The sequence below is a fragment of the Paenibacillus sp. 2TAB19 genome, assembly GCF_052115185.1.
GTDB lineage: Bacteria > Bacillota > Bacilli > Paenibacillales > Paenibacillaceae > Pristimantibacillus.
In genome coordinates this window covers 1-11,326 of sequence record NZ_JBFRGE010000126.1, presented here as the reverse complement: position 1 = coordinate 11,326, position 11,326 = coordinate 1, and the positions used below count along the sequence as shown (strand labels likewise).

9 protein-coding genes are annotated in these 11,326 nt (G+C 46.7%); 7 read left to right on the top strand and 2 right to left on the bottom strand.

The genetic code is table 11. The features are described from left to right. The first annotated feature begins 209 nt into the window (after positions 1-209). Entirely contained in the window at positions 210-1,133 is a 924-nt protein-coding gene (locus AB4Z33_RS29245; protein ID WP_442053280.1) for a helix-turn-helix transcriptional regulator, read from the top strand. 79 nt (positions 1,134-1,212) lie between these two features. Then, positions 1,213-2,790 (top strand): MDR family MFS transporter, encoded by a 1,578-nt coding sequence (locus tag AB4Z33_RS29240; RefSeq protein ID WP_442053279.1) that lies wholly within the window; start codon positions 1,213-1,215, stop codon positions 2,788-2,790. Between the two features lie 77 nt (positions 2,791-2,867). Here the strand turns inward: AB4Z33_RS29240 and AB4Z33_RS29235 are convergent, their stop codons facing one another. Further along, positions 2,868-3,821: an ATP-dependent DNA ligase gene (locus AB4Z33_RS29235; protein ID WP_442053278.1), complete on the bottom strand. Its 954-nt coding sequence runs from the start codon at positions 3,819-3,821 to the stop codon at positions 2,868-2,870. Between the two features lie 118 nt (positions 3,822-3,939). On the opposite strand from AB4Z33_RS29235, the gene AB4Z33_RS29230 reads away from it, so the two are divergent. Next, complete coding sequence (locus AB4Z33_RS29230) at positions 3,940-4,782, top strand: deoxyribonuclease IV (RefSeq protein WP_442053277.1); 843 nt, start codon at positions 3,940-3,942, stop codon at positions 4,780-4,782. A gap of 57 nt (positions 4,783-4,839) precedes the next feature. On the opposite strand, the gene ku is transcribed toward AB4Z33_RS29230, so the two are convergent. After that, on the bottom strand, positions 4,840-5,679 hold the full coding sequence (gene ku, locus AB4Z33_RS29225; RefSeq protein WP_442053276.1) for a non-homologous end joining protein Ku: 840 nt from the start codon (positions 5,677-5,679) through the stop codon (positions 4,840-4,842). A 185-nt stretch (positions 5,680-5,864) separates the two neighbouring features. On the opposite strand from ku, the gene AB4Z33_RS29220 reads away from it, so the two are divergent. Genes AB4Z33_RS29220 through AB4Z33_RS29205 form a run of 4 tightly spaced genes read left to right on the top strand, consistent with a single transcriptional unit; the run spans position 5,865 to position 11,003 of the window. Further along, positions 5,865-7,025 carry a type III polyketide synthase gene (locus AB4Z33_RS29220; protein WP_442053275.1) on the top strand — a complete coding sequence of 387 codons (1,161 nt, stop codon included), beginning with the start codon at positions 5,865-5,867 and terminating at the stop codon, positions 7,023-7,025. Next, positions 7,018-7,758 (top strand): methyltransferase domain-containing protein, encoded by a 741-nt coding sequence (locus AB4Z33_RS29215; protein WP_442053281.1) that lies wholly within the window; start codon positions 7,018-7,020, stop codon positions 7,756-7,758. Before AB4Z33_RS29220 ends, AB4Z33_RS29215 begins: the two co-directional genes overlap by 8 nt. After that, complete coding sequence (locus AB4Z33_RS29210; protein WP_442053274.1) at positions 7,755-8,903, top strand: NAD(P)/FAD-dependent oxidoreductase; 1,149 nt, start codon at positions 7,755-7,757, stop codon at positions 8,901-8,903. The genes AB4Z33_RS29215 and AB4Z33_RS29210 overlap by 4 nt, the downstream gene beginning before the upstream one ends. Positions 8,904-8,948: 45 nt before the next feature. Beyond that, the gene (locus tag AB4Z33_RS29205) at positions 8,949-11,003 is read left to right on the top strand and encodes an MMPL family transporter (RefSeq protein WP_442053273.1); all 2,055 of its coding nucleotides are present in this window, start codon (positions 8,949-8,951) and stop codon (positions 11,001-11,003) included. Positions 11,004-11,326: the final 323 nt, after the last annotated feature.

The window sequence follows — 11,326 nt, the reverse complement described above, 5'->3', positions numbered from 1 at the left end:
AGGAGATATGCAGCAGCTATTCGGCTTCTCGGACGAAACGTATGAATCGTTCAAAAACTGGGTCATTCGCGTCGATCAGCTTAAGGTCGAAGGCATGAAGCTTATTTTGAACCCGACTCAGCTCAAACCATAGCATACAAAACATCTGAAACCACCGCCAACTTCTTTAACGTCGCGGTGGTTTTTGACCCTTTTGAAGGAGCGTAAGCATGAAGCTGGAAAGACTCATATCCATGGTGTATATGCTGCTGAACAACGAGATCGTATCCGCGTCGTCGCTCGCAGACAAATATAACGTATCACAGCGGACGATCTACCGAGACATCGATACGATCTGTGCGGCAGGTATCCCGGTTGTATCCTATCAAGGAGTGAACGGCGGATTCGGCATCATCGATACGTATAAGATGGACAAAAGCTTGCTTGGCTCGCATGATGTGAGCTCGCTAGTAACGATTCTGCATACGATGTCTACCGTATTCGACRACGACAAGGCGCAGGATACGATCAATAAGCTGCAGTCGCTACAAACCGAGTCCGGGATGCCGAGCCTGTCGATGGATATCGGCTCGCAGCGAGCGTACAATGGCAGTCTTCGATTGATTCGCAATGCGATTAAGGAACAAAAAGTCGTTCGGTTCGAATATATGAATGCGAAGAGCGAGAGAGCGAAACGTGATGTCGAACCGGTAAGCCTGCTGTTCAAATATGATTCCTGGTACTTGTTCGGCTATTGCAGAACGCGAAGCGATTATCGCGAATTCAAGCTGTCGCGAATCGCGGAGCTGATGGCGCTGGGTGAGTATTTCGCTCGCAAACATGAAGCGCCGTCTACCGACGAAAGCGGGCATTGGTATAATCGTACGGAAACGATATACGAGCATGCTTTGCTGCACTTCAAGGTCGAGACGCTCGCCAAAGCGCTGGACTTCTTCTATAACGCGGACAAAACGTATAAGGAAGACGGCTCGCTTATCATTGATCTGCGCTATCCCTCGAATCGTGGCGAACGGTGGCTGATTCCAATTCTGCTTAGCTTCGGCGACGGAGTAGAGGTGCTTGAGCCTGCGATACTCCGTCAGCAGATGAAAAATAAAATTGAAAATATGTTCCGTTTATATCCCGAAGTATGACAATCAGTTGTCATACTTTTTTGTTTACACTTAACCCAAGACAAACAACCAATGGAATCGAAGGAGTGTATGGTAACTAATGAAGCAATTATCGAAAAGAAATGTATCGCTAGTCATGGCCGGTTTGCTGCTCAGCATTCTGATGGCGTCCATGGACAACACGATCGTCGCAACGGCGATGGGCAATATCGTAGGCGAACTGGGCGGTATGGACAAATTCGTATGGGTAACGTCAGCTTATATGGTCGCTGAGATGGCGGGTATGCCTATATTCGGCAAGCTGTCGGATATGTACGGACGCAAACGTTTTTTTGTATTCGGCATTATCGTCTTCATGATCGGCTCGGCACTATGCGGAACGGCAGCTACGATTACCGAACTTGCGATCTACAGAGCCATTCAAGGCATTGGCGGCGGCGCGCTTATACCGATCGCGTTCACGATCTTGCTTGATGCTGTCCCGCTCGAGAAGAGAGGCAGTCTTATGGGACTATTCGGCGCCGTATTCGGCTTATCAAGCATATTCGGTCCGCTACTAGGCGCATATATTACCGATCACATTTCTTGGCAATGGATCTTCTACATTAATCTGCCGCTTGGCGCAGTCGCATTCGCGCTCGTAGCCTTCAATTACAAAGAATCGCATGAGCACTCGAAACAACCGATCGATTGGCTAGGGGCGGCTGCGCTTCTTGGCGCAATTGTATGCCTCATCTTCGCTCTTGAGCTTGGCGGCAAAACATTCGCTTGGAGCTCATGGGAGATCATCGGATTGTTCGCCGGCTTCGCGATACTTGCGATCGCATTCATTCTGGCGGAACGGAAAGCGGAAGAACCTATTATTTCATTCAACTTATTCAAGAACAGACTGTATACAACGAGCATCCTTACCGCTTTGTTCAGCGGTGCAGCATTCATCGTGGCGTCGGTCTATATCCCGATTTTCATTCAAGGCGTGCTTGGCGGCACCGCAACGAACTCGGGTCTCGTCCTGTTGCCGATGATGATCGGCACGGTCATTACCGCTACGCTTGGAGGAATGCTAATCTCGAAAATCTCCTATCGAAGCGTCATCGTTCCGACACTCGCTTTACTCGGTATAGGAACGGCACTCGTCACGACGCTAACTCCCGATTCATCGAGGCTTCTCGTGACATTCTATATGGTATTGATCGGTCTAGGCATTGGGGCAACGTTCTCGGTGTTAAGCACCACAGCCATTCATGGTTTATCCTACCGCCAACGCGGATCGGCGAGCGCAACGCTTAACTTCCTGCGATCGCTTGGCATGACACTTGGCATCACTGTATTCGGTTTAATTCAAAGCCATTCGTTCTCGAACAAAATGAGCAGTTTGGCAGGAGAGGGTACATCTACGGACGCACTGCTGCCGGAAGGGCTTAACTTCGAAGATACTCATGCGCTGCTTGCGCCTGAGACGAGGCAGCTGTTTCCTGGTGAGTTGCTCGAGACGATTACAAGCATGCTGTCCGACTCTATCGTTCGCACATTCGCATGGGCAATCATTCCTGTCGGCTTATCCTTGCTTGCCGCTTCGTTCATGGGGCGGGCTAAGCTAGATGCGAGCGCGGAATCGGCTGACAATGTTACAACATCGGATACAACTGATGCGGTTACCTATTCAGGTGCTCATTAGCCGCGAGCATCATATAAGCAAAGAAGAAGATCCGTTTATGGATCTTCTTCCGCTTTGTTAAGGTGCTAGGCCTCAACCTAACCTTTTATTTGCTCTAGCGTACATTCTAAAGTGTTATCTACACTGACAATCGCCTGTATGCTGGGATGACGCATCGTTCGATTTGCGGTTAGCTCTAAATATTCAACTTTAACGGTAATGACAGGTTTTACCCATATGATATCTTTGGACCGCACCGGTTCATTTGTGAATGGACTTTCGTCGACTTGCATTAGTTTCGCCAATTCCGTTAGGTTCGACCAATCGTTCTGCGTTAATTTTCCAGTGCCGGCATTACCGATATAAATCCATTCGTGATCATTCGTATAGAGACCGAGCAAGAGAGAATTAACCGTCTTATCACGGAATGTAACTCCGCCTACCGCCGCGTACAAGTCCTTCATAACCTTCTGTTTTCTCCAACGACCGTCTTTGCCATTGATCCTATACGTACTTTGAAGCTCCTTATATATGACGCCTTCCATTTGATATTGCTTCATCTGTTCGAATAATGTTTGGCCATCCTCAAAGTTTTGTGCGAGTTGAACATTGGTTTGCGGTATGACGATTTGCTCCAGCAAAGCATGACGTTGTTGTAATGTTCTGTCCGTCACCCAATCGCCATTATAGTACAGCACGTCGAAAATCATATAGGTGATCGGAATAAGGGAGGCAGCTTGCTTGACTCTGCCGGGCTGCCTTAAGCTGTCTCTCTTCATCACTTCATGAAAAGAAGGTTTATGATGATCGAACGCGATGATCTCTCCATCAAGAATGATGGAGTCGGCTGTACAGAACGTTTTATGACTAAGCAACTCGGGATATTGCAACGTTCTTTCGTTCAACCTTCGATTGTAAAGCTTTGTTTCACTGCCGTCATCATACAGCAGGACCCGGACGCCGTCCCACTTAATTTGGGCTATCCACTCGTCACCTTCAGGGGGCAATGCTGTACTAATCGGTTCAAATGGGGAAATAGGTTTCAGATTCATTCATAACCTCCCAAAAAACGTATAGCTCAAGCTTTCCCATACGTGGCATTCAGCATAACAAAGGAGACGGGGGACAAAACTAAAAGTCAGACGGTATAGGCAGAGGAGGTAAAGTGAAGTGAGGCTCGGAAGTCATGTGAGAATGAGCAAAGGGTATCTTAACGCAGCAAAGGAAGCCGTTAAGATCGGCGCGACGGCATTTCAATATTTCCCGAAAAACCCGAGAAGTCTTTCGGTGAAGGACTATAATCGCAAAGATGCAGAAGCATGTGCAGCGTATTGCCAAGAGCAAGGTCTTGTTTCCGTTGCCCATACGCCTTATCCGACAAACCTCTCGGTCGAAGACCCCGAAATGCAGGAGATAACGATTCGCTCCCTGAAGAACGATCTTGATATTGCCGATGCATGCGGCTCTATCGGATTGGTCGTCCATTTTGGCAAATATAAAGGGACAGGAGATCCTCTTACAGGCTATAAATTAATGATTAATATGATTAACAATGTGCTCATGAACTATAAGGGGAAGACACTGCTTCTTATTGAGAACAATGCTGGGCAAGGGGGGAAAATGGGTATTACGCTAGAAGAACTTGTGCAGATTCGCAAGCTGACGGATTATCCCGAACTAATCGGCTATTGCCTCGATACATGCCACGCCTTCGCCAGCGGATTATGGACAGGACATAATTGGGCTGATCTTGTAGAGAAGGGGACCCAATTAGAATATTTCGCCGACCTGAAGGCGATCCATCTTAATGATTCGGTCTATCCAAGCGGCTCTTTTAAGGATCGGCATGCTCAAGTTGGCAAGGGATATATCGGAGCAAATGCGATGATGCAGCTATTACAATCCTCGGTCATCGGTGAGCTTCCAATCCTATTGGAAACACCAACATCGGACAACTATTCCCATAAGGATGAAATTACTTACATACTTGAACTTGCTAATAGTAGCAATTAAAGTGCCCCCAATAAGCCTGCTATGAGGGATAGGCTTATTGGGGGCGATTTATCTAAATCATACGATTTCTTTCGTTTGTTTAGACGAGCTTTTGCGTTTTGGCTTTGGTGGTGATGCCGGCGGCGCCTTCGCCGCCTCGATGCTCGCTTGAAGGGCAGCCATCAAATCGATGACATTGGAACGAGTCTCGGACGGAGACGTTATTTTATCGACGCCTTCGCCGGCGATTTTMTGCTGAATAGCGTTCGTAAGTGCTATACGATAATCATCTGTATACTTGTCCGGCTGGAAGGTTTCCGTTAATTGCTCGATAAGCAGCTTCGCCATCTGAAGCTCTTTCTCGTTCACGACCGTTTGCTCGGGGAGATTCGGGACCGAGGCGATTGGCCTGATTTCATCCGGATAATGCATCGTTTCCAGACATAAACAGTTGCCTACTGCACGAATCGCAGCTAAGCTGCTCTTGCTTCGGATCGAGATTTTGGCAATTCCTATTTTTCCTGTGTCCTTAATCGCTTCCAGAAGCAAGCTGTAAGCTCCGGCGCCAGATAGATCGGGCGAGAGGTAATAAGGTTTCTGATAATACAGCGGATCGATATCCGACAACGAAACAAAGTCCAGAATCTGAATCACTTTCGCGGATTCAGGCTTCAGAGATTCGATCTCATCCTCGTTGAAAATAACAAACTTTCCTTTCTCGTACTCGAAGCCTTTCACRATATCTTCCTGCTCAACCTTTTTGCCGCAATGGGAGCATGTTCGGACATTCGATATCGGCATACCGCATTCCTTATGAATCGTGCGAAAGTGAATATCTTTGTCTTCGGTAGCCGTGAACATCTTCACCGGCACATGGACAAGACCGAAGCTTATTGCGCCTTTCCATACTGTCTGCACGTGTTGAACCTCCTTTTTTTACTATTTATATTACCCATTGGAGATTGTTTTTATCGGTCAGAGGTGTCAATAACGAAGATTTCAGCACTTCAAAATCCGTCCATATGATTCTATGATTTCCATCATATTGAAATGCTGCGACGAATAGATATATTCAAAGCGAGCATGGAGAGGATGGAACGACTATGAACCAATTGAACCAAGCGATTGCGATTGTTGGAATAGGTACAGCCGTACCGGCTTATAAGCTTGAACAAACGAATACGTCCCAGCGTTTGACGGAGGCCCTACGAGAATATCCCGACTCTGCGCGCTGGGCCAAACGAATATTTAAACAATGTGGCGTAGAGACACGGTATACATGCGAGCCGAATTTATTGGAATCGGCTGATCAGTGCCGTTACTTTCTTCAGGCGTCCGGCGAAGAACTTCCAACGACAGCTGATCGTATGAAAACGTATAAGAGAGAATCCGTCCCGCTTGCAATAGTTGCTGCGAGAAAGGCTATGGAAGATGCCAACTTACAGGCGTCCGAGATTACACATTTGATAACAGTAAGCTGTACAGGTCAATTTCTTCCCGGTATGGATACCGTTATCGTGAGAGAATTGGAGTTAGCTGCCACCGTTAACCGGTTGCCGCTTAACTTTCTCGGTTGCGCCGCAGGGCTAAGAGGCATTAACCTATCGAAGCACATTATTGAAAGTGATGCCAAGGCCAAAGTGTTATTGGTTTGCGTCGAATTATGTACGCTTCACATTCAGCCCTCCAGCGAACGCGAAGCGTTATTTGGCGCGTCTTTTTTCGGTGATGGCGCTTCAGCATGTGTGATTGGGTCGTTAGAGGAGAAACTACAGTATGCGAGGGGCGTATTTCGATTAGGGACGGACCGATCCGTTCTTTTATCGGATTGTGCAGATGAAATGGTGTGGGAGGTCGGCAACTTCGGATTTGATCTTTATCTTTCACCGAATATCCCCAAATTGATTGGCGCTACGATCCCCGAGCAAATTGGGCAGCTCATCGGTGAAAATAAGTTGCCTGAATTGTGGGCCATTCATCCCGGTGGGAAAGGTATTATCGATACGCTAGTTGATAGCTATGGGCTTACGGAGGAGCAATCAAGGCCAAGCCGTAACGTGCTGCGCGATTTCGGGAACATGTCATCGGCGACCATTTTGTTTGTACTGGACGAGATGAGACAGCACTTAATAGAGCGAGGGGCTGGCCCTGCCAGCGGTCTTGCACTTGCTTTCGGGCCAGGACTCACTTGTGAAATGGTACAAATCAGCTATGTTCCATCCAACCAACGAAGAGAAGTGAAATTAGTTGAAGCTCATGCTTAAAAAAGGCAGCAAACGTGCTGTAACGCCGGAATTGATGGACGACTTCACGAGTGGAGGCATTGAGCTTCGGGAAGCGCTCCGTCATCTTAGATGGCTGAATCGGATTTTCGCAGCTGCTGCGCCGACTATGTATGGAATCGAGAGGCTGTGGAACGAAGCGAATAAGCCGAAACATCTATCCATCATGGACATCGGCTCCGGTTCAGGCGACGTTAATCGGCGGCTGTTGCAATGGTTAGACATGAACCGAATCGATGCATCAATTACGCTTGTCGACAAAACAACGGAAGCTTGTGAAGAAGCTAAGCAATTCTACCGTCATGAACCAAGAGTAAACGTGCTGCAATACGATTTATTCGATATGTCTGAACAGTCTGTCGATATCGTTACCGGAACGCAGTTTCTGCATCATTTTGGGGAAGAAGAACTGCCAGCAGTAATCTTGAAAATGTTATCTCTCTCGCGACTCGGCGTGGTCATCAATGACATTCATCGGCACTGGCTGGCATGGTCAGCCGTTTGGGTGACGACGCGCCTTATATCCAGCAACCGTTATATTGTAAATGACGGTCCGCTATCCGTGGCCAAAGGATTTCAAATCGCTGATTGGGAGCTATTAAAGGAATCACTCGGCGAAGGGGTAGACTTGACCTATTCATGGCGGCCGTTGTTCCGATATGCCGTTCTTATTAGACATGAGCAGCAGGTTAAGCTTGGGAGGCATCGCCTATGACGTTGGCTATCCATGATGTGGCAGTCCTTGGCGCTGGCGTGGCGGGCAGCAGCTTGGCCAAGCTATTGGCGGATCAGGGTCTGGATACCGTGTTGCTTGATCAGAAGGCATTCCCTAGGCATAAGGTGTGTGGAGAATTTCTATCTCCAGAATCTAGAAGTATGCTGCAATCCTTTGGTTTGGAGCAGTATGTTGAAGAACTAAGACCGATGTCCATTGAGCGAACACGATTAAACTTTCGTTATGGACAAGCGCTTGAAATTGCACTGCCAGGCTCAGCCATTGGGATTAGCCGTTACTCTCTAGATCCGGCACTACACCATGCAGCTGTTGCTTCAGGCGCTCAGCTTTATACGCAAACGACCGTGACAGCTCTTACGTTTAGTGACAATTGTTATTCGATAGAAACGAGGCAAGCCGGCTGTGCTGTGCCGAAGCTTTTCCGTGCACGTGCTGTTATTGCGGCATGGGGAGCTACGAATCGGAATGGACTGCCTGGCAGACATGACGTGTATGACTCTAAAAACGAATATATTGGCGTAAAATCACATTTTACCGGCATAGACGTGGACTCTGTTGTTGAACTCTATTTCTTTGACGGCGGTTATTTGGGCATTTCTCCGATCGAAGGCGGACGGGTTAACGTCGCTGCTCTGCTAGATCGAAAGGAATTTGATCTAGTAGATTCAGATAAATCAATATTAGGCTTCATCCGTGCAGTTTGTCGACGAAATCCGAAGCTTGCCAAGCGACTGGCTCATGCCGTTCCCTTATCAGGAACACAAGCTGCCGTCGCTCCCGTCCGACTAAGCCGGAAGCCTTTAACATGGGAATCAATTGCTCGTGTCGGAGATTCCTCCATCATGCTACCGCCACTGTGCGGTGATGGAATGTCGATGGCTTTGCGATCCGCTGGATTATGTACGCCGCTGGTCGGCCGCTACTTGAAAGGTGAGATTACGCTGGCACAATGGGAACAGCAATACTCGCAAGCGATTCATAAAGACTTCAATGGACCTATGAAGTGGGGAAGAAGGCTGCAATGGCTGTTTGATTTGCCGATATTGCCGAGATTGATGCTTGCGGCAGCTCCCGTTGCACCGGGACTGGCTTATAAGTTGGTTCAGGCTACTCGTTTGAAATGAATTGAAGGTCTAACGTGATTCGAAGCAAAAAGGAGTCTGGCCTTGATGTTTCAACTGCTCGCGGTCGTCGCGTATCGATTTCCGAAAACGATCCTTATAGGTTGGATGTTGTTTATGCTCTTTTTTGGTTATTTCGCGCCTAAACTGCCTAGCGTGCTGGATGATCACGGCTTAGTACCTAATGGATCATTCATTGAAGCAGAACAACTAATGGCATCTGATTTTCATATCCCCGAACAACCCGTTATTTTACTATTCGAGAAAAAGGAAAACGTTTCTACTCAGACTTTTCAGCGACATATTCAGCAATCCTTGAACCAATTACAGGGTTTGGATGGGCTCATTGGCTTGCTGTCACCGGTAAATAATGAAATGATGTTTAACGGCAATTTTGCATATGCGCTGCTTTCCTTCGAACAAAGCACCCATGAAATGAATGCTGTGTTCGCTCAGATTCGTGAGCAACTGCCTAGTCATAGAGAGATTAAGGTGAGCCTAACGGGGAAATCCGTTGTACAAGCCGATGTGAATAGGGCGAGCCAAACGGATTTGATTAAAGCAGAACGAATAGGCTTACCCGCAGCCTTCGTTATTTTGCTGCTAGCTTTCGGCGGCATACGCTCTGCACTTATTCCGATAATCGCCGGCATGATCGGGGTAATGGGCACGATGGGTATCGTGTATGGACTGGGTACGGTAACCGAGTTATCCAACTTTGTGCTAAGCGTTATCCCGATGGTTGGATTCGCGCTTAGCATCGATTTTGCTCTGATGATTGTCAGCCGCTTCCGTGAGCAATTGCAATGGTACTCTGCCAAACAGGCGTTGGTTATGACAATGATGACAGCAGGAAGAGCTGTTTTTTTCTCCGGTGTATGCGTTTGTTTGGGACTGATCGGAGTGCTATTCGTACCACTGACGATGTTCTCCTCGATTGCGATTAGTGCTGCACTTGTATTAGCGATATCATTATTAATAGCATTAACATTCGTTCCAGCGCTTCTTACCGTTATGTGGCCAGCTATAAAAGAAGAACGGCATATTTCTATATTTAACAAGGGCAATAAATGGTTGTTCATGTCACGTTATGTGCTTAAACGACCAATTCGGCATGTCCTGGTTGCTGTACTACTATTGATCATTTGTTTACTACCACTAGCACGCATGACCATTAGTATTCCGGATGCATCTTCTTTGCCGCCTGGCTATGCCAGCCGAATTGCCTATGAAGACTACCAAACGCAATTCAATCCTCAAGGAAGTTCGGAAGTGTATCTGGTTGCTATAGGAAATAGTGATCTGTTGAGTTACGACACTGCGTCACAGAAATCTAAGCTTATAAAGCAATTAACGAGTGATCCACTAGTCGCAGCAGTAATGGCCGAACCAGAAGTGAATGATCATGAAATGCTCATACGAGTTATGGTGCACGGAGACCCTGCTTCAGAAAAAGTTAGGAGCTGGTTGAGGGAATGGGAGCGGAGAGGTGAACAATCCAACTTCCCGTTTTTACTTGGCGGCGAAGCGAAGTATCAGCAAGAGGTGTATGATGATGTTTTCAACAATTTGAAATATGTGCTCCTATTTGTGATTGTATCCAACTATATCGTGTTATTCCTCGCATTTCGTTCTATTCTCATTCCATTGAAAACGATCATCATGAATTTTTTGAGCATGGGGGCAGCCTTCGGAATTATAAGCTGGATCTATCAGGAAGGGCTCTTCGGTATGGAGCCAAGCAGCATTGCCATTATGATACCCGTATTCATATTTGGCTTAGCATTTGGGATCAGCATGGATTATGGCGTGTTTCTCGTATCAAGAATCTACGAGGAATATGAGCGAACGCAGGACAATGAAATGGCCATCCTAATAGGAATGTCCTCGATAAGCAGAATTATTAACTGCGGAGCAGCAATCATCATCGCTGTAACTGTACCGTTCGCATTCGGTGATGTTGTCGGGGTGAGACAGCTCGGTATTGGCATAGCTGCAGCAATCCTTATCGATGCAACCATTATCCGAATGCTGCTGATGCCATCATTAATGAAGCTGCTAGGAAAATGGAATTGGTGGGCACCGCAATGGCTGAGAAAATAAACGGATAAGCATTAGACAAACGAATAATTACCGTAAATTGGTAAAATAATGATAATAAGATATTGAATATTGGATGATGGAATCTGACGAACGTTTGCACAGTAAGATGAATTTGAACTTAACGAATGTCGCTGCTGAGATGTCATTAAATAACTACAGAAATAAAGACAAAGAAAGAATCACTAAGATAGAATGACCGAGAGAAAAACAATTATCGATTAAAATAGAACAATAGGAAAGCATTAATAATCAAAAGTGAAGTAAATGAGCTACAATGAGAAACAGCAAAAAAATCCAGGAAACTTTATCTCATCTTATTCCTC

Coding starts and splice junctions, on each gene's coding strand:
- AB4Z33_RS29240 (WP_442053279.1), top strand. CDS start 1,213: ATGAAGCAATTATCGAAAAGAAATGTATCGCTAGTCATGGCCGGTTTG.
- AB4Z33_RS29235 (WP_442053278.1), bottom strand. CDS start 3,821: ATGAATCTGAAACCTATTTCCCCATTTGAACCGATTAGTACAGCATTG.
- AB4Z33_RS29220 (WP_442053275.1), top strand. CDS start 5,865: ATGAACCAATTGAACCAAGCGATTGCGATTGTTGGAATAGGTACAGCC.
- AB4Z33_RS29215 (WP_442053281.1), top strand. CDS start 7,018: ATGCTTAAAAAAGGCAGCAAACGTGCTGTAACGCCGGAATTGATGGAC.
- AB4Z33_RS29210 (WP_442053274.1), top strand. CDS start 7,755: ATGACGTTGGCTATCCATGATGTGGCAGTCCTTGGCGCTGGCGTGGCG.
- AB4Z33_RS29205 (WP_442053273.1), top strand. CDS start 8,949: ATGTTTCAACTGCTCGCGGTCGTCGCGTATCGATTTCCGAAAACGATC.